The organism is Desulfobacter sp. (genome assembly GCA_028768545.1).
Classification (GTDB): Bacteria; Desulfobacterota; Desulfobacteria; order Desulfobacterales; family Desulfobacteraceae; genus Desulfobacter.
On sequence record CP054838.1, the window covers coordinates 1,962,297 to 1,981,798 of the forward strand.

Annotated in this window: 15 protein-coding genes and 1 pseudogene; 10 read left to right on the forward strand and 6 right to left on the reverse strand. The window is 48.2% G+C overall.

Annotated features, from left to right (window positions below):
- Positions 1 to 152: 152 nt before the first annotated feature.
- A pseudogene (locus tag HUN05_09435) lies at positions 153 to 968 on the forward strand (fumarylacetoacetate hydrolase family protein).
- A 156-nt stretch (positions 969 to 1,124) separates the two neighbouring features.
- Here HUN05_09435 and HUN05_09440 read toward each other — a convergent pair.
- On the reverse strand, positions 1,125 to 1,613 hold the full coding sequence (locus tag HUN05_09440) for a periplasmic heavy metal sensor (GenBank protein ID WDP85326.1): 489 nt from the start codon (positions 1,611 to 1,613) through the stop codon (positions 1,125 to 1,127).
- 282 nt (positions 1,614 to 1,895) lie between these two features.
- On the opposite strand from HUN05_09440, the gene HUN05_09445 reads away from it, so the two are divergent.
- The 8 genes from HUN05_09445 (at position 1,896) to HUN05_09480 (ending at position 11,379) form a co-directional block, all read left to right on the forward strand.
- Entirely contained in the window at positions 1,896 to 3,683 is a 1,788-nt protein-coding gene (locus HUN05_09445; GenBank protein ID WDP85327.1) for a PAS domain-containing protein, read from the forward strand.
- Complete coding sequence (locus HUN05_09450; protein WDP85328.1) at positions 3,680 to 5,038, forward strand: sigma-54-dependent Fis family transcriptional regulator; 1,359 nt, start codon at positions 3,680 to 3,682, stop codon at positions 5,036 to 5,038. The genes HUN05_09445 and HUN05_09450 overlap by 4 nt, the downstream gene beginning before the upstream one ends.
- Positions 5,035 to 5,217 (forward strand): hypothetical protein, encoded by a 183-nt coding sequence (locus HUN05_09455; protein WDP85329.1) that lies wholly within the window; start codon positions 5,035 to 5,037, stop codon positions 5,215 to 5,217. The genes HUN05_09450 and HUN05_09455 overlap by 4 nt, the downstream gene beginning before the upstream one ends.
- 255 nt (positions 5,218 to 5,472) lie before the next feature.
- Positions 5,473 to 6,462 (forward strand): amino acid ABC transporter substrate-binding protein, encoded by a 990-nt coding sequence (locus HUN05_09460; protein WDP85330.1) that lies wholly within the window; start codon positions 5,473 to 5,475, stop codon positions 6,460 to 6,462.
- Positions 6,463 to 6,590: 128 nt separating this feature from the next.
- Positions 6,591 to 7,772: an ABC transporter permease subunit gene (locus tag HUN05_09465; protein WDP85331.1), complete on the forward strand. Its 1,182-nt coding sequence runs from the start codon at positions 6,591 to 6,593 to the stop codon at positions 7,770 to 7,772.
- 354 nt (positions 7,773 to 8,126) lie between these two features.
- A complete protein-coding gene (locus HUN05_09470) occupies positions 8,127 to 9,200 on the forward strand; it encodes an amino acid ABC transporter permease (protein ID WDP88003.1) in 1,074 nt (357 codons plus the stop codon).
- 60 nt (positions 9,201 to 9,260) lie between these two features.
- On the forward strand, positions 9,261 to 10,010 hold the full coding sequence (locus HUN05_09475; GenBank protein ID WDP85332.1) for an amino acid ABC transporter ATP-binding protein: 750 nt from the start codon (positions 9,261 to 9,263) through the stop codon (positions 10,008 to 10,010).
- Positions 10,000 to 11,379: an MmgE/PrpD family protein gene (locus HUN05_09480; GenBank protein WDP85333.1), complete on the forward strand. Its 1,380-nt coding sequence runs from the start codon at positions 10,000 to 10,002 to the stop codon at positions 11,377 to 11,379. The genes HUN05_09475 and HUN05_09480 overlap by 11 nt, the downstream gene beginning before the upstream one ends.
- Before the next feature lie 21 nt (positions 11,380 to 11,400).
- Here HUN05_09480 and HUN05_09485 read toward each other — a convergent pair whose 3' ends face one another.
- The 5 genes from HUN05_09485 to HUN05_09505 all read right to left on the reverse strand — a co-directional run bounded on the left by HUN05_09485 (position 11,401) and on the right by HUN05_09505 (position 17,993).
- Positions 11,401 to 12,717 carry a hypothetical protein gene (locus tag HUN05_09485; GenBank protein WDP85334.1) on the reverse strand — a complete coding sequence of 439 codons (1,317 nt, stop codon included), beginning with the start codon at positions 12,715 to 12,717 and terminating at the stop codon, positions 11,401 to 11,403.
- Positions 12,718 to 13,143: 426 nt separating this feature from the next.
- Positions 13,144 to 14,313, reverse strand: coding sequence for an IS4 family transposase (locus HUN05_09490; protein ID WDP88004.1), 1,170 nt, complete (start codon positions 14,311 to 14,313; stop codon positions 13,144 to 13,146).
- Between the two features lie 989 nt (positions 14,314 to 15,302).
- The gene (locus HUN05_09495) at positions 15,303 to 16,514 is read right to left on the reverse strand and encodes an IS256 family transposase (GenBank protein WDP85335.1); all 1,212 of its coding nucleotides are present in this window, start codon (positions 16,512 to 16,514) and stop codon (positions 15,303 to 15,305) included.
- Positions 16,515 to 16,593: 79 nt separating this feature from the next.
- Positions 16,594 to 17,754 carry a hypothetical protein gene (locus tag HUN05_09500; protein ID WDP85336.1) on the reverse strand — a complete coding sequence of 387 codons (1,161 nt, stop codon included), beginning with the start codon at positions 17,752 to 17,754 and terminating at the stop codon, positions 16,594 to 16,596.
- Positions 17,755 to 17,810: 56 nt separating this feature from the next.
- A complete protein-coding gene (locus HUN05_09505) occupies positions 17,811 to 17,993 on the reverse strand; it encodes a hypothetical protein (GenBank protein ID WDP85337.1) in 183 nt (60 codons plus the stop codon).
- A 231-nt stretch (positions 17,994 to 18,224) separates the two neighbouring features.
- Here HUN05_09505 and HUN05_09510 point away from each other — a divergent pair, with 231 nt between their 5' ends.
- Positions 18,225 to 19,436 carry an IS256 family transposase gene (locus HUN05_09510; GenBank protein WDP85338.1) on the forward strand — a complete coding sequence of 404 codons (1,212 nt, stop codon included), beginning with the start codon at positions 18,225 to 18,227 and terminating at the stop codon, positions 19,434 to 19,436.
- Positions 19,437 to 19,502: the final 66 nt, after the last annotated feature.

Sequence of the window (19,502 nt, forward strand, 5' to 3'; positions counted from 1 at the left end):
GAACATGATCATGTTCACACCATCATTTCAAGCATAAAAATCCTTACTGTGTTATTGCCTTCCCAGTGATGTTTCTCAGTCCAGGTACGCGATTTTCTGATGAACCATATTTAGAGACTATCCCAAGGATAATAAAAAATAAAGGATACATGATGAAGATTATTCGTTTTCTTGATCCGGATGACAACATTGTCTGGGGAACAGGGTGGGACGGAGAGTCGGCCTCTTTGCTGGAAGGGGATATGTTTCCACGTCCTGTTGACACAGGGGTAAAGTGCATCGTCAAGTAGGTGCTGCCCGTCATATGGCCCTCGGCGGTGATCTGCATCGGCTTGAATTACCGTGCCCATGCCCGGGAGACCGGGCTTGACCTGCCGTCCCATCCGGTGGTGTTCATGAAAAATCCCGGTGCCGTGACCGGACATAAATCACCCATTATCATACCCAAGTGCTGTACTGATCCTCCTGAAGTGGATTTTGAGGCGGAACTCGGGGTGATTATCAAGCACCCGGCCAAAAATGTGACCGCGGAAAAAGCCCTTGACCATGTCATGGGGTACACCTGCGCCAATGATGTCTCTGCCCGGCGATGGCAGAAAAATGCAGGTGCTGGACAATGGGTTAAGGCAAAGAGTTTTGACACTTTTTGTCCCTGCGGGCCTGTGATGGTCACCCCGGATGAGCTTAAAGATCCCCAGACCCTGGACATCCAATGCCGGGTGAATGGAAAGACCATGCAGCAGAGCAATACCAGCGACATGATCTTTTCCGTGGCCCAGATTATTTCCTATCTTTCCCAGTCCTGCACCCTGATGCCCGGCACTTTGATTTTGACGGGCACACCCGAAGGGGTGGGATTTATCCGCAACCCGCCGAGCTATTTAATGCCCAACGACCGGGTTGAAGTGGAGATTGAAGGGATTGGTATCCTGGAAAATAATCTTATTTTAGAAAATACTAGCGAATAGAGTCTTTTTTTAAAAAGGCCCAAGCACCCGGAATCTTTGTCCTGGGTGCTTGGGAAATATTTATTCATTGGGGGGAGTCACCCGGTTAGAATAAAACCTCCCATATCTCTTATATTTTTAATCATATTTTGGAAGATTTTAATTCGACCGTGGGCCTTACTCCTGGACAGGCTGGCCCTGGCCGTTCCCACAGGGCCGATGCCCCTGGCCGCCTTTGCCAAATCCACCCTTGCCGCCTCTGCCGCAGTTTCTAAAGGCGGAAAGATTCAGTTCCGGAGAAATCTTTTTGGCCTTGAGGACAAAGTCAATCTGTTTGTCAGCCAGGGCTTTTTTCATATCCATGATTTCGTCAGAAAGGGTGGTCAGTTTATTTTTGTCAGGGCTGGAGGTTTCCAGAAGCATCCTGACTTGCTGGTGTTTGGCCATCATGGCTGCCCTTGTTTCATAGGTGTCATCAATATACTGCTGGCGCAATTGTTTCAGCTCGGCCTGCTGATCCGCGGTCAGGTTGGATAACATGGCCCGGCCCTGGCCTTTTCCCCTGCACCCATTGTTAAATCCGTTTCCCTGTCCCCAGGCAAAGGCAGAGGCTGCCATAAATCCGACAATTAAAACGGCTGTGAGTGTAATCAATGTTTTTTTCATAATTTAGGTCTCCTTGGGTTTTGTTTGGATCAAAATCGATCTGCCCTGTGTAGAGCAAGGGGTGTGCCAAATTGTCGAAAAAATTATAAGTACTTGAAATTTCAACTTTAAATTTGAAATGTTAATAGGATCAGGATTTGGCTCATTGGGGATGGGTGTGTATTTTATACCCGGATATTTTCCCCATGTGTATACTTTTTACCCGGGTTGGGGTATACTTTTTGACGACAGACCGGGCGTCGTGTGGACCTAAAGGGGCGGTACTGAATTTGCAGAGCAAAAATGATTATGAAATTTTTAAATAAAAAAATATCCATTCCCATGTCTCCTTTGATGATGGCAGGGGTGCTTGGGGTCCTGCTGCCCCTGTTTGTCTTTATGACCCTGGACCGGATGGAAAAGCAGAATGAACATTTCAAGGAACGGTTTATGGTCAAGGGGATTTCCCTGATCCGCACCTTTGAGGCCGGGACAAGGACAGGAATGCTGACCATGGGATGGGGGCTGAAAAGGGTCCAGGCCATGCTGGTGGAAACCGCAAGCCAGCCGGAAATCGCTTATATCATGATCACGGATGCCCATGGCAAAGTTCTTGCCCACAGTGATCCTGAACAAATGGGAACGAGATATGAGACCCTGCCTGATATCCTTGCCCTGGAAAAGCACCAAGTCTTCAGCCGGACCTGCCAAATGGACGGGAAATCTGTTTTTGAAGTCTACAAGCGGTTTGTCCCCTTGAATTCCGGGCGAAGGAGCAAGCATGGACGGCATATGAAAACCAGGGAAATGCATGACATGCAAAGACGTATGGCCCCGGGTCTCGGCCATGATCCTTATTTTTTTGAAACAGGTGAATACTTTATATTTGCCGGCCTGTCCATGGCCAGGGTCGAAGCCCTTCAAAAAAAGATGACACGGTTGATTATCGGCCGGGGTTTCTTCTTTTTTATCCTTGGATGCGCCGGGATCATCGCCTTGTTTGCCTTTCAGGCCTATCAATCTGCCAAAGCCTCGTTAAACCGGGTCCAGGCCTTTTCAGACAATGTGGTCCAGAATATGCCTTCAGGACTGATTACCCTGAACCTGGAGTGTCAGGTCACCTCTGCCAACAGGGCGGCCAGGGATATGCTTGGACAGATCCCTGAGAAAGCCTATCCCCAGATGATTTACCTGGCCCTTGAAATGAACCGGTCCAAGGCTGCTGTCACAAGAGAGGTGGTCCTTGAACATGGATTGCCCGCAAAATTGCGCCTGGACATGACAGCCTCTCCCATTCTGGATCATGATGGACACATTCAAGCCTATATATTGTTGTTCAGGGACATCACCCAGGTTGAACAATTGAAAAAAGAGGTGGAGACCAACCGCCGTCTGGCTGCCATTGGCAAGCTGGCAGGAGGCGTGGCCCACGAGATCAGAAATCCCTTAAGTTCCATCAAGGGATTTGCCACCTATTTTGCCAACCGGTATGAAAATGAACCCGAGGACTTGGACACCGCAAGGATCATGGTTCAAGAGGTGGAACGGATCAACCGGTCCATTACCCAGCTTTTGGAATTTGCCAAACCCATGATCGTGGAGATCAAAGCGGTGGAGGTTGAGTCGTTGATCCGTCATTCGCTTAAACTGGTCTCCCATGATCTTGAGAAAAAAAATATTACCACAAACCTTGAGATTAAAACCTGCTGCAGGGTCATGAAAACCGATCCCGACAGAATAAACCAGGTGCTGCTCAACTTGTACATGAATTCCCTCAATGCCATGGCAGGGCCCGGTATTCTGACCGTGTCGGTGGTGGATGTGGAAAACGGGGTTCAGATCCGGGTGGCAGATACCGGCTGCGGCATTGATCCCAAGGATATGGAAGAGATTTTTGATCCCTATTTTACCACCCGTCCCCAGGGTACAGGGCTTGGACTCTCCATTGTTCACAGGATTGTTGAAAACCTTAAAGGTGAGGTCCGGGTTGAAAGCCAAAAGGGTAAAGGCAGCTGTTTTATCATTGATCTGCCTGTTCTGGATCCGGATTTTGGCGGTGCGCAAGATGATGAAGAAAGGACAAAAATATGAGGGGCAATTCAATTTTGGTTGTGGATGATGATGGGGCTCATGCCCGGATGCTTGCGACCCTGATCCAGGACTGGGGATACAAGATTCATCTGGCCAATGACGGTGATGTGGGCCTGGACATGGTTAAAAAACAATCCTTTCACCTGGTGCTCATGGATATGAAAATGGTGAATATGTCAGGCATGGAGGCCCTGGAGCAGATTCATGCCTTTAATCCTTCCTTGCCCGTGATCATCATGACCGCCTTTTCTTCCGTGGACACGGCTGTAAAGGCATTGAAAATCGGGGCCTATGATTATCTGACAAAACCTTTGGATTTTGACAAGCTCAAGCTGACCATTGAACGGGTGTTTGAACGCCAGGACCTGAAATCCGAAAACAAGGTGTTAAAAGACCGGCTGGAAAAAAAAGGGTTTCAACACAGAATCCTGGGAAAAAGCCCTGCCATGACGGCTCTTTTGGACACCATCCACATGGTGGCACCCACAGACGCCAATGTGCTTGTGACCGGGGCCTCCGGCACGGGAAAAGAGTTGGTTTCCTCGGCCATCCATTACAACAGTCCGCGGAAAAATGCTCCCTATATCCGGATCAATTGCGCAGCCATAACCCAGACTCTGCTCGAGTCTGAACTCTTCGGCCATGAGCGGGGGGCCTTTACAGGGGCGGACAAGAAACGTAAAGGCAAGTTTCTTCTGGCAGACAAGGGCAGCATCCTTTTGGACGAGATCGGGGAAATGAGCCTTGCCATGCAGGCCAAACTGCTCCGGGTGATCCAGGAAAAAGAGATCACCCCTGTGGGATCGGACAAGACCATTGGGGTGGATGTCCGGGTCATTGCCGCCACCAACCGGGATCTTAAGTCCATGGCCGCCAAAAAAGAGTTCAGGGAAGATCTTTACTATCGGTTGAATGTGGTCTGCATAGATATTGTGCCCCTTTGCCGCAGGCCGGAAGATATTCCTGAACTGGCCCTTCATTTTCTGGCGTTGTTCGCCCAAAAAAACAAGCGGGACATCAAAGGGTTTACCCCCAATGCCATGGATACCCTGATCCGGTATCACTGGCCGGGCAATGTCAGGGAATTGATGAATGCCGTGGAGCGGGGAGTGGTCATGGCCAGAACCGATTATTTGAGAAAAAACGATCTTTTTTTTATTTCAGAACAGGCAGTCCAGGATCCGGTACCGGATAGAGGCCTTGAGAATCTCAGCCTGTCAAAGGTCGAGGAAAAAGCGATTTTGTCCACCCTGGCGGCGGCAGAGGGAAATAAAAGTGAAACCGCAAGACGGTTGGGCATTACCCGGAAAACATTGCTCAATAAATTAAAACAATACCAAAAGGACGATCAATGAATCAAACTATTTCCCTGCACCCGGCACTGGTTGCTGCGGTTGTGAAAATTCAAGATTTTATTACCCATACCACGGGGTGCCCGCCCACGCCTGAGGAGTTGGCCCATGCCATGACAAAATATTTTGTGCTCAACGAAATCCTTGGATTTGTTGAAATGTCCAGGGATACTCCCCAATAAAATCCCGGGTTTACAATCTTACCAGGACCTTATCCGTCACGGATAATCCTTTTGGGTTCCGCCAATGATTGGCTGGGGGATTTAGGACTTGACAGCAGCTTGGATACTGTCCTAAACAACAGTGTTATGCCTTGGCAAACTCATGGTGTCGTTGAGGGTTTCCAAGGAAAAAATTTTTGCCCATATGTGGAGAGAATTTTAAACAGAGTATAATTTAAGGAGAACAATGATGTTGAAGAGGAAAATGATAAGTTTTTGCATGGCCTTTTTGCTGCTTGCCGCAGGAGCTGCCTTTGGGTCGACCTTGAGGATGTAAAGAAAAAAGAGTATGTGAATATCGGGGTTTCCGGTAAAGTTGTGGGCTTTTCAGCGCCCAGCGCCACAGGTGTCTGGACCGGTATTGATGTGGATTTCGGTCGCGCCGTGGCCAGCGCCATCTTCAATGATCCCAACAAGGCCAGATTTACCCCGGTGGCATTCAAGGAAGCCTTTACCGCGCTTCAGTCTGGAGAGATTGATATTCTGTCCAGAAACACCACCTGGACATTCCAGCGGGATACCAAGCTGGGTCTTGAGTTTGTGGGAACCATCTTTTACGACGGCCAGGGCTTTCTCGTACCCAAGAAACTGGGGGTGAAAAGTGCTAAAGAACTCGACGGGGCCAGTTTCTGCACCCAGGCCGGCACCACCACCGAGCTGAATTTGACCGATTATTTTGCCAGTCACAAGATGAGTTATAAACCCGTGGTATATGAGAGTGCGGACGAGGCCACCGTGATTTATGATACCGGACGCTGCGACGTATACACCACAGATACTTCAGGGCTTGCCGCCCGGAGAACCACCCTGACCAAACCCGATGATCATATGATCCTTCCTGAAGTCATTTCAAAAGAACCCCTGGGGCCTGCGGTCCGCCAGGGAGACCAGCAGTGGAGCGACATTGTCCGCTGGACCCTCTTTGCCCTGATCAATGCCGAGGAAATGGGCATTACCTCCAAAAATGTTGACCAGATGATGACATCCGATAATCCGGGGGTCCGCCGTTTTCTATGTGTGGATTCCGATTTTGGCCAGCATCTCGGCCTGACCCGGGACTGGGCCTACCGCATCGTCAAGCATGTGGGCAACTATGGTGAATTGTATGACCGGAATGTGGGACCTAAAACTGTTTTGGGCCTTGACCGCGGGGTAAATGCCCTCTGGTCCGACGGTGGTCTGATGTATGCTCCGCCCATCCGCTAAACCCACCCCTTGCATCAGGTGGGATTTTTCGCCTGGTGTAAAATATGCGTTATTGAGATATTCACAGGCCCTTGGTTAAAGGGCCTGTGAATATCTTTTCCAGTTGTTTTAACCAGGAAATAGACGACATGAGATCTTCCAAACCTTTGGCTCGATTGAAAATTCTTTTCAATGACCGACGCTTCCGCTCGTGGTGTATCCAGGCCTTTGTTCTGATCATCCTGGCATGCGGGATCGGATACGGCGTATACAATACCGCCTATAATCTCCAGCGGGCCGGGGTCACCACCGGATTTGAATTCTTAGGATCACGGTCCGGGTTTGACATCAGCCAGACCCTGGTTGAATATTCCGGGAACAGCATTTACAGCCGTGCCTTGCTGGTCGGTATCCTGAATACCCTTCTGGTTTCCGGCCTGGCCATTGTCAGCTCTACGATCCTGGGATTTTCCTTAGGGATTATCCGCCTGTCTCCCAACTGGCTGATGGCCAGGATGGCCGAAGGGTATACGGAGATGATCCGTAATATTCCTTTGCTTCTTCAGATTCTGTTCTGGTACTTGGCCGTGCTTTCTCCTCTGCCCGGTCCCCGCCAGGCCTATGAATGGGGAGATATGTTTTTTTTGTGCAACTGGGGGATGCAGATTCCAAAACTTGCCCAGGGCCAGAACCTGATGCCCTTGGGCATTGCCCTGATTGTTGCGGTCCTTTTTTCCTGGGTATTGATTGCCTGGAACCGGTATAGGCAACGCCAGACCGGGCAGCGGTTTCCTGCCGTGCTCATCAGTCTGGGCCTGATCATCCTGCTTCCCCTTGGGGTTCAAATGGCCACCGGCCGATCCATTCAGTTTGAAATGCCGGTGCTCAGGGGGTTTAACTTTGTGGGGGGCATTACGGTGCTTCCGGAACTCATTGCCCTGTGGCTGGCCCTGACCCTTTATTCGGCCACCTTTATCGGTGAATATGTCCGGTCCGGGATCATGGCGGTGGACTCGGGACAAAAAGAGGCGGCCCATGCCCTGGGCCACCGGGGGTGGACCACCTATTGGCTGATCATCATTCCCCAGGCCATGCGGGCCACAACCCCGCCGTTGATCAGCCAGTATCTGACCCTGGTCAAAAACTCCTCTCTGGCCGTGGTCATCGGGTACCCGGATCTGGTCCATGTCTTTGCCGGAACCGCCCTGAACCAGTCGGGCCAGGCCGTGGAAATCGTCTGCATTACCATGGCGGTCTACCTGATCATCAGCCTGGTGATTTCCCTTTTCATGAACTGGTACAATAAGAAATTTGCCCTCCGGGGTCTTTAGGAGTTCACCATGGGTTTAAATCCCCAAATGCAGAAAAAAACCCTGTTTACAAATATTTCAAAATGGATGCACCAGAATCTGTTTTCCTCGCCGGGCAACACCCTTTTAACCCTGGCGGGCCTATGCTTTTTTGTCTGGGCCATTCCCCCCATTTTTAACTGGGCCATTGTGGATGCAACCTGGCTGGGAGATTCAAGGACCGCCTGTGATGCCAATGCGCAAAGACTGGGTGCCTGCTGGGTATTTATCAAGGTGAGAATGAATCTTTTTATTTACGGATTCTATCCCCAAACCGAGCAATGGCGGATCAATCTGAGTTCTGTTCTCTTTGCCGCGGCTGTGCTGCCCCTGCTCATGCCGGCAACCTTTAAATCCCGGATCAGCCAGGTGATTTTGTTTCTGGCGGCCGGGGCCGGGGTTTTGGCCTGGTGGGGACCTGGTTTTGCCTTATTTGTCCTGGTGTTTTTGTTGGCGCCCCTGGTGTTAGAACGGTTTTCTTTAAGATTTTTGGTGTTCAGATCCGGGATCAAAGCACCTGTTTCCCGGGGGCTGGCCCTGGCCTGTGCAGGGTTATGGGGTGCGGGCGCCTATGGGATCATGATGATGATCAACGCGGGCCAGGCTGCCATGGCCGCAGCATGGGCCGCAGGGCTTGTGGCTTTGCCGATGCTGCTCTTTAAACCGCTTCCTGTCCGGACCTGGCAATATACGCTGATGCTTGTGGTCTATCCGGTCTTTGCCTTTTTCATGTTCACAGGAGAGGTGTTGGGCCTAGCCCACGTGGAAACCCATTTTTGGGGCGGTCTTTACCTCACCCTTGTCATTGCCGTGACAGGCCTTGTGGCCTGCCTGCCCATCGGTATTCTCCTGGCCTTAGGAAGGCAGTCCAAGATGCCGGCCATTAAATTTATCTGTGTGTTTTTCATCGAGATTGTCCGGGGAGTCCCCCTGGTCAGTGTGCTGTTCATGGCCTCGGTCATGTTTCCGCTTTTTCTGCCGCCGGGCGCTCATTTTGATAAGCTGCTCAGGGCTTTGATCGGGGTTTCGTTTTTCTATGCCGTTTATATTGCCGAGGTGATCCGCGGGGGGCTCCAGGCCATTCCCAAGGGGCAGTACGAGGCGGCCCAGGCCCTGGGGTGGGGATACTGGAAAATGATGAGCCTGATCATTATTCCCCAGACCCTGCGTTTGGTGATTCCGGGGCTGGCCAACAATATCCTTTCCCTGTTCAAGGATACCACCCTTGTGGCCGTGATCGGGCTGCTGGATCTTTTGGGGGTGGCCAAGGCTGCCATGGCCGATGCCCAGTGGCTGGGATTTACCAAAGAGGCCTACGTGTTTGCCGGACTGGTGTTCTGGATCCTGTGTTTTTCCATTTCCCGGTACAGCAACCATCTGGAAAAAAAATACCACAGCAGTTACCATTAGGGTGTTGGAAAACAGCCTGTAATCAGATATTCATTCATATATATTGGCGAGAAAAAATCCATGAAAGAAAAACTCATTATCAGTGTTTCCAACCTTAACAAATGGTTTGGGGACTTCGATGTTTTAAAAGATATCGACCTTGTGGTAAAAAAAGGGGAAAAGGTGGTCATCTGCGGGCCCTCCGGCTCAGGGAAAGCCACCTTTATCCGGTGCATCAACCGGCTGGAAGAACACCAGAAGGGACAGATCATCGTGGACGGCATCGAGCTGACCAATGATGTCAAGCACATTGACCAGGTGCGGCGGGAAGTCGGCATGCTCTTCCAGAATTTTAACCTTTTTCCCCATATGACCGTATTGGAAAACCTGACCCTCTCTCCTGTCTGGATACGGAAAATGCCTTTGAAAGAGGCCCGGGAGCTGGCCTTTAATTATCTTGAACGGGTGAAAATCCCTGAGCTGGCCCAAAAATATCCGAACCAGTGTTCCGGCGGTCAGCAGCAGCGGATTGCCATTGCAAGGTGCCTGTGCATGAATTCCAAGGTCATGCTCTTTGACGAGCCCACCTCTGCTTTGGATCCTGAAATGATCAAAGAGGTGCTTGATGTGATGATTGATCTGGCTGAATCCGGTATGACCATGCTCTGTGTAACCCATGAGATGGGGTTTGCCAGGACCGTTGCCAACACGGTTATTTTTATGGACGGGGGTGAAATTGTGGAAAAGGGGAACCCTGAAACCTTTTTCAACCATCTCAAATCCAAACGGACCATTAGTTTTTTAAGCCAGATTATCAGCCATGAGATCTAACCCTTCAGTGTTCGGACTTTCCAGGGATCTTGCCCGGTATGCGGTCTCATTTTCCCTTGACCAGACGCCCTGTGAGGTGATTGATTATGCCCAATACCTGATCCTGGACCTTTTAGGCGCAGCCCTGGCTGGGGTTGCCACTCCCGAGGCCAAAGCCGCTCAAAATGCCGTGCGCATGCTGGCTGGTCAAGGACCCTGCACCCTCTGGGGAACCCCCCACCATACCACAGCCGGGGGCGCTGCCCTGGCCAATGGAATTTGTGCCCATGCCAGGGAATTGGATGATTTCGGGGGGGTGGATCACACCGGCGCCGTGGTGATCCCGGCCCTTGGGGCCCTGGCCCAATTTTTGCTGGGCCTGACAGGCAAGGCGTTTCTTGAATCCATGATTATCGGGTATGAGGTGGGTCGCCGCGTTTTGGATGCCTGCGGGGGATATAGGCCCCACAACCATGAAGACGGGTTTCATTCCACAGGAACCATTGGCAGCTTTGCCGCTGCGGCTGCCGCGGCCCGGGCCATGAACCTGGATGAGGACCAGACGGTCTGGGCCATGGGCCTTGCCGGCAGTTTTACCGGCGGCACCTGGGCCTTTGCCCGGGACGGGGCCATGGGCAAACGCTTCCATGCGGGCTGGGCTGCAGAAACCGGGGTTACCGCAGCCGTTCTCGCCTCCCAGGGGTTTACCGGCCCGGAATTTATATTTGAAGCAGAATGGGGCGGTTTTTTCTCCACCTATGCCAGATCCGCTTCCTGTCCTGAAAAACTGGTTCAAGACCTGGGAACCACCTTTGCCATCATGAGAACTGGCATCAAACCCTATGCTGCCTGCCGGGATATTCATTCCAGCCTTGATGTGGTCCTCAGGGCCCGTGATAAACACAGACTTTTGCCGGAAGATATCCAGGAGATTCTGGTTCGAGCCACCCCTGAAACCTTTCAGATGGTGGGGCAGAACCCTTACCCTGAAACCCGGCCCCAGGCACAGCTGAGCCTTTCTTACAGCCTGGCTGCGGCCATGGTTACAGGCCGCGCCTTTGTTGAAGAATTTGAAGAGGCCATGATTGAAAATTTTGATGTGCAGGAGATGGCCAGGCGGGTGAGGGTGGTGGAAGATAAGGGCCTGCCCTTTGATTCAGAACCCCATATCCGTATCCTTACCCGGGCCGGCCACACCTTTGCCGGTCATGTGGCCCAGGCCTCGGGCAGCCACTTGAATCCTCTGGCCCCGGATAAAATTATTGAAAAATTTGACAGCCTGACCCACCCCCTTTTGCCCGGCCATGCGGGCCGGGCATTGAAGGCGGCTGTATTCTCCATTGACAAGTTGCCAGATGCCGGAAGGCTTTTCAGCCTTCTTGAAATTTAATCTGCCTCAAAAAGAATGGGATCAGGATAAAAATTTTTCCATAAACCGGTAATCTTCAGTGAATTCGCCTTTAAACAAAATCATGGCCCTTTTAAGCTCAGCCGGCAGATCCAGGCGGTTAAAATCCGTGGTATAATCTGCCCGGGCCAGGGCCGGTAAAAAGGGAAACAAGGCACGGGAGAATGTTTCTGAGGCTTCCTTGGGAAATTCACAGGGCAGATTGTCCACGGCCATAATCACGGGGCCAGGGCCCTGGACCCCGTCTGTGACCCTTCCGGTTTCAGGATCATACACATAGACCGGATTGTCCGGCGGTGTTGCCTTGGTGGTGCAGGCAATGGATCCTTCTATGTCACAGGTGATGTCCCCAATGACTTTGAGCCTGGGGGATTTGCCTTTTCCATAGGCCTGTTTAAGATACTGTTTTGTGACCAGTACAGGGTAGGGGGTATCCCAGTAAATGCAATTGACCAGAACGGTGAGGTGGGGCAAAAAGGTTTCAAAGCATCCCGTATACAATTCGGGCCGGGTAAAATAGGTGTTCAGGTCAAAAGACCGGGACGGGTCCAAAGGACAAAACATATCTTGTTCCCGGAAGACAACCTTGTACAATTTGCAAGGGTCAAAGGTCTTGGATGCCGTGAGCTGGGCAAGGTCCCCGGGCAAAACAGTTTCCACAGGAAAGTTGTATAAAATTTCCTGGGCCCCGGCAGAGACATTGCCGTATCCGGCGAACCCCACCACCAGCGGCCCTGTCATACCGGGTATGCCGTTTTGGACAATTTTTTCTCCGATTTGCTTTAAATGGGTTTTACAGGCCCCAAGGTCTTCATACTGGTAGGCAGCCTTGATTTCTCCCAAAGGGGTCTGGGGTATGCCTTCATGGATCATCCGCTGGCCTAAGGCTCTCAGGGTATCCACCATTCCGGCAAGCCCTGCATGGCGGCCGAAAAAAACCAGGCGCCGGCCCTGGTCATCTGCAATGCGCTCATAATCAATGAGCGAACATTTTTTATCCATCAACTGCCGGAGCATATCCATATTATAGGACTGGCCTTTGACGGTATGGGAAAAAAACATATAGGTTGTATTTTTTACCAGCAGGTCCTTGGGGATCTCTTTGACCGCCAGCACCACAGGTGTGGTTTCAAGTTCCCCGGATATTTCGGCCCCGGCCTGTTCAAAGCTCTGATCTGAAAAAATTCGGATGGGCGAGGACTGAACCTTAAATTTGAGGTTTTCTGATTGGGCCAGTTTTTCAAGGTCTGCGGGAACAACAGGCACACGCCGCTCCCATTTGTTTTTATCTTCTTTGCGTATGCCGATTGAATGTGTCATTTTGTACTCCTTGCCGTTGGCTTAAAAAAAATACTGCCTGATCAGGCGCCTTTGTTCTCTTTCATCCCAGGCCCTTTTCAGAAGGTTGAAATTGTCGTTTACACCCCTGCCTTTATTTTTTCAATATTTTTTTATATTATCCCCCAAGGTTGCAAAAAACCGAGCAATTGTGCAGGGGGGATACTGGGACCCGCCATATTAAATTGGCCGGATGATATGCACACCTTTGCCCGAGAGTATTCCCCTTTAATTCAAAATTAAACGTTTAATTTTTCTGGGATGCCCTGGCAAAGAATTTAAATTGATTGCCGCGGTACCGCCCTCAGTCTCAAATAGACCCAGCTTTTTTATACGCCCGGATAATGTTCAATGATTTTTTGGCTTCTTTTTTTTAGAAAGGAAATATAGCAGGCCAGTGATGTCCGGTTAGGTTTTTGCTTGCTCAATAATTTTTTGATCTTTGACAATATTGTCCCTGTTTGAACTATGAGAGCCCTGCTCCTCGCAGCCAAAAAGGTCATTTAGAATGGCGGTTCGCAGCTGCCGAACTCTTTTGATCGTGACCTTTTCATTAAACTGTTTTTGGCAATGGATTGCCAGTAACAGGTAAGTGATAAGGCCGCCAAGAATCTGAACCATAAGGCCGTATTCACTGCGGGCAATGAGATGATATACCTTCAGATGTTCTTTCCACCATTTGAAAAAATCCTCAATGGTCCACCGGAGTTTATAAATTGTTGCTATTTGTTCCGCTGTTAAATCATGCCTGTCAGTTGCCACATAGTATTTGACGCCAGCAATTTTATAGCCAACAACCCGAACAGGCCTTTTCGTCTGGTTTTGATTCGGAGTACCAAGTTTAACCAGTGCATCATAAAAAATGTAGCTGTCGGAAGGGGTCTCGTGGTTATCAATAATTGTTCTTGTTGTCCTGGTTTTTATACGGCAGACAAAATGTTTGCCTTGCTCCTGAAGCAGGTCAAATTCTTTATGGGATTGATATCCACGATCCATAACACCTGTTTGCCCCTTGGAAAGTATTTTGGGAACAAAAGTGCGTTCAGCGCCGTTGCCTTCAGTCAAAAAGATTTTGTTTGGGATTCCGTGATTAATGTCAAATCCGCAATGTACTTTGGCTTTTTTACTTCCTTTTCTGTAGTTCGCCCAGTGCATTGAAAGGACTGCATTTATGAGACTACCGTCAATGGAAACCAACTCTCCTAACTCGGCGTGTTCACCCGGATGACACTCAAGAGCCTGTTTATAAAGATCCTCAAAGATAAATTGCAGTTGTTCGAGTCCCCTGTGATTGATGGCTTCACAGAAACTACTACGGCTGATACCACCGTCTGGCGCAATATTTTCTTTAGCAAAAACATTCTCCTTGAGATCCTGAATTAAATGTCGGGCAGACTTGTGCTCCTGAAGATGGAAATAAACCAAAGCATTTATCTGGTCTTCGAATGTCATTTTTAAAGGGCGGTCTCCTCGAGATTGTAATTCCGGTGCTTTTGAAAGTGACTTTATCAGAGGGCACCTGAAATTGTCAAAGTTCAGGGACCGTAGTTGTTTTTTAGGGACTGAGATGTGCGTCATTTGAGCTCCTTGAGTTAAATTTTCAAGGCGCACAAAAATTTTTACGCACATTTGTCAACACAAAACAGACTGTTTTTTCAATGATTTTAGATGCTTTTTATATGCAACAACCTAACCGGACACTACTGATAGCAGGCATAAAATTGACTGTTGCAATTTTTGACAGAGAGTGCTTAATCTTCAATTGAATTTAAAGGAGTTACGCAAATCGGGATAACATTAAAATTGTCTTGTTATACAGATAGATAATCAATTTTGAATGATACCCAGATCTGCTGATCATCTTGTTAGCTTTCAAAGGAGTTAGTGTGCCGATATTGGGATCCTGTAAGCTATGTGATCAAACTAAAGACCTTCATGTATCCCATGCGGTAGGAGATTCCATATTTAAAAAACTTTTCCAAAAAAATTCTGGTCAAGCAATTGCTATCCCATCGGGGAAAGATCCAATAAAGTATACACAAGACAGCTGGGCCGAGTATCAACTTTGCACAGACTGCGAGCAACTTCTAAATGAAGAATATGAAAAATATTCTCTTGGTATTTTGAGGGGGAAGGGATGTACTGTGTCAACCAATCGTTCAGGAGTGACACTTTCAGGCATAAATCAACATAAATTGATGTTGTATTTTTTATCCATTTACTGGCGAGCTACTAATTCAAGTCATCCATCTTATGAGAAAGTTATAATTCATCAAAGCGACCAAATTTTTCTAAAAAAAGCCATATTAAATAATGAAAGTATTCCTCCATATAGGTTCACCGTGAGGATGCACCGCCTAACTGATCTAACACCTAAAGGAGGATTCTCATTATCCGGGAATGTTCAGAATTCTGTGTCACGGTTTCGGTTCCCGGATCTGCCTCAGCGCCAGCGGAAGTAAAAGTCAGGTCCGAGAATGGGCCTTCAATCAGCCACGTCGGAGGAGTTGACTTTTGCTGGAGTGGAGTTCCTGGAACCATCTTTTCCATCTGTAAATAAATCCCTATCAAATTCCCAGCTCTTTATCCAGCCGGCCTTCAAAGAAAATTGCCAACTGGGAAATTGTCAGTGACCAATTTTGAATCGGCATTGTCCATTTTTTACTGGCGTTCTGGATCCCCATGTAAAGCAGCTTTAACAGGCTGTCCTGGTTCGGGAATGATCCCTTTGTTTTGGTCAGTTTTCGAAACTGTCGATGCACAGCCTCAATGGTATTTGTGGTGTATATTATCCGTCGAATCTCTTCTGGATATTTAAAGAAATGACTGAGGCGTTCCCAGTTGTTCCGCCAGGATTTTATCACAATCGGGTATTTGTCATTCCATTTATTTTCCAAGATATCCAGTTCTTCTTCGGCCAGATCCTTATTGACCGCTTTATAAACACGTTTTAGATCTGCCATAAATTCCTTTTTATTTTTGGAACCAACGTATTTCAATGAATTTCGGATCTGGTGGACTACGCAGAGTTGAACTTCTGTGTCCGGGAATATGGTCTCAATGGCCTCGGGAAAACCTTTTAGACCATCAACACAGGCAATCAGGATATCTTTTACCCCTCGGTTTGAAAGGTCTGTTAACACCTGCAGCCAGAAGTTCGCACCCTCATTCTCGGATATGTACAGCCCAAGAACCTCTTTGCGGCCCTCGATATTCACCCCAAGAATTGTGTAAACGGCTTTGCTGCCGACCTTTCCGTTTTCTCGTACTTTATAATGTATGGCATCAAGCCATACGATTGGGTACACATTTTCCAACGGCCTGGCCTGCCATTCTTTGACGGTATGGATGATTTTATCGGTAATGGTGCTCAGAGTGGCATTTGAAATCTCAAGTCCATAGATTTCCTGTAAATGGGAAGCCATATCATTATAACTCATGCCCAGGCCGTAAAGGGCTATTATCTTTCTTTCAATTTCATCGCTGAGCGTTGTCTGATGTTTTTTGACGATCTGTGGAGAGAAGGTTCCGGCCCTGTCACGCGGGGTTTTTAGCTCAAATTTACCATCCAGGGATTTAATGGTCTTTTTGCTTTTTCCATTACGGCGGTTGGCAGAAACTTCCTGCCCGAGATGGGACTCCAACTCTCCTTCAAGAGCAGCTTCAGCAAGATTTTTGATTAATGATGTAAGGACGCCGCCCTTACCTGTGAAGGGTTTACCTTCCTGGATGCCTTTAAGGGCTTTTTGAAAATCAAATTCGGTGTTTTCTTCGGTCATGTCAGTTCTCCTTATTTAGCTGAGTATATCAGCTTTCATTCAACTGACACAGAATTTTGAACGCCCTCCATTTTCCCGGTTATACCGCTGGCACTGGATTGTGCATGTTTGCCATCTGCTTCAGGCAGTTCCAACGCCCTGCTTTATAAAATGATCGCAGCATAATCATTTTTTCTGCATTCTCCCGATACCAAAAGATGCATGGACCTTTAAGACGTAAATTCACGACTCTCCGAATAGAACTTTCAATAGCACCGCTGCCAATAGGTAAGTTCAACGCTTTTACAGTTGAGAAATTAAGCCTCAGTTCATTGCGCACAAAATAATCCCGTTCCGTCTTAATAGCCTTACTGTTTCTGCCTCTACAAAGTTTCTGGACGGCCTGTACCACCTCAATCGCCTTTCCCTTCAGCAGAAGACCTCGCTGCTTCGATACCCAGCGTTTGCGTTCCTTGGATGACCAGGTCTTCCTTAAGCCTACTACTGTACCCAGATGCTCAACTGCATGGTAGAAATCGAGAAGTTCATACACACGCTCAGGAGCCAAACCCAATGCTTTTAGCAGTCCGGGGATTCGATTCCAAATCCAATGTGCCCCATCTGCAACAAACAGTATTTTGTCTGAGTTCTGAATATGAAGGGAGTTCAAATAACCCTTTAACAAGTGGAATACACCATCCGGTCCATTGAAACAGCCATCAATAAATGGTGAAAAGCTTTTTTCTTGTTTTCCATGGGCGTCCACTACATAAATGATCAAAAGCTTGGGTTCTCGCCATGCCCCACGAAATCGGGTTCTATCCTTTTGGGTTTTTGGTCCCCTTTTCTTCTCTCTGAGCCGAGTGCGGCCACCATCAGTGCTGATAACGACTCGCCGCCCTTCAAGTAAATCTCCATCATTTAATGGGATTCGGCCCGCTTGTTGTTCGGCTCGAGCCCGCTCTGCGTACCGATAGGTCAGTTTACGGATGACCTTTATACCCAACGTCATCCCACGGTCACAAAGCACTTGACGGACTTCTTCAAAAGAACTTAATAAGGCTGACCAAGAACTCACCATAGAAGCCAAAGCAGGCGAGCAGCGATCATGGATTCCAAGAAGGATTAAACCAGCGTATGCACCTTTATATCTTTTTCCTTTTCGGCGGTCACAGGACCTTCGATAGTATCGAACATGAATATCAACCGAACTATCTGTACAAAGCTGAATCCAAACGGTCTCAAGCCCTTCGCTTTTCATCCGTCCCGGCCAATTGGACATCAATTCTTTTTCTTGGTCGACCTGTTCAGAGGAATCTACTGAGGCCTGGATCTTTTTTTTAAAAAAAAGGCGCTTATCCGATTTGTATACTCAAGGATTTCCTGCTCCATCTGTTCTAATTCGTTAGCGTTACGAACCAAGCGATTTGGATCTTCTTCCAGTTCTTTGAGGCATGCAAGGACTTCATCAACAGTATTACAATCTTCAGCTTTCTTCATTAGCACAATCCATTTATGTTCATTTCAGCGTAACAGAGGATATCATTCTTTTTGCTCTAAAAGACAGGCCTTTTTAAAACCGGGAAAATGGGAATGCGCCCGTTAAAAAAGCAAAAAAATACAAAAAGAAGCAGTTGACCTCAGTGATGTCCGGTTAGGTTTTAAGGGCGTTCAAAATTCTGTGTCAGTTGAATGAAAGCTGATATACTCAGCTAAATAAGGAGAACTGACATGACCGAAGAAAACACCGAATTTGATTTTCAAAAAGCCCTTAAAGGCATCCAGGAAGGTAAACCCTTCACAGGTAAGGGCGGCGTCCTTACATCATTAATCAAAAATCTTGCTGAAGCTGCTCTTGAAGGAGAGTTGGAGTCCCATCTCGGGCAGGAAGTTTCTGCCAACCGCCGTAATGGAAAAAGCAAAAAGACCATTAAATCCCTGGATGGTAAATTTGAGCTGGAAACCCCGCGTGACAGGGCCGGAACCTTCTCTCCACAGATCGTCAAAAAACATCAGACAACGCTCAGCGATGAAATTGAAAGAAAGATAATAGCCCTTTACGGCCTGGGCATGAGTTATAATGATATGGCTTCCCATTTACAGGAAATCTATGGACTTGAGATTTCAAATGCCACTCTGAGCACCATTACCGATAAAATCATCTATACCGTCAAAGAATGGCAGGCCAGGCCGTTGGAAAATGTGTACCCAATCATATGGCTTGATGCCATACATTATAAAGTACGAGAAAACGGAAAGGTCGCCAGCAAAGCCGTTTACACAATTCTTGGGGTGAATATCGAGGGCCGCAAAGAGGTTCTTGGGCTGTACATATCCGAGAATGAGGGTGCGAACTTCTGGCTGCAGGTGTTAACAGACCTTTCAAACCGAGGGGTAAAAGATATCCTGATTGCCTGTGTTGATGGTCTAAAAGGTTTTCCCGAGGCCATTGAGACCATATTCCCGGACACAGAAGTTCAACTCTGCGTAGTCCACCAGATCCGAAATTCATTGAAATACGTTGGTTCCAAAAATAAAAAGGAATTTATGGCAGATCTAAAACGTGTTTATAAAGCGGTCAATAAGGATCTGGCCGAAGAAGAACTGGATATCTTGGAAAATAAATGGAATGACAAATACCCGATTGTGATAAAATCCTGGCGGAACAACTGGGAACGCCTCAGTCATTTCTTTAAATATCCAGAAGAGATTCGACGGATAATATACACCACAAATACCATTGAGGCTGTGCATCGACAGTTTCGAAAACTGACCAAAACAAAGGGATCATTCCCGAACCAGGACAGCCTGTTAAAGCTGCTTTACATGGGGATCCAGAACGCCAGTAAAAAATGGACAATGCCGATTCAAAATTGGTCACTGACAATTTCCCAGTTGGCAATTTTTTTTGAAGGCCGGCTGGATAAAGAGCTGGGAATTTGATAGGGATTTATTTACAGATGGAAAAGATGGTTCCAGGAACTTCACTCCAGCAAAAGTCAACTCCTC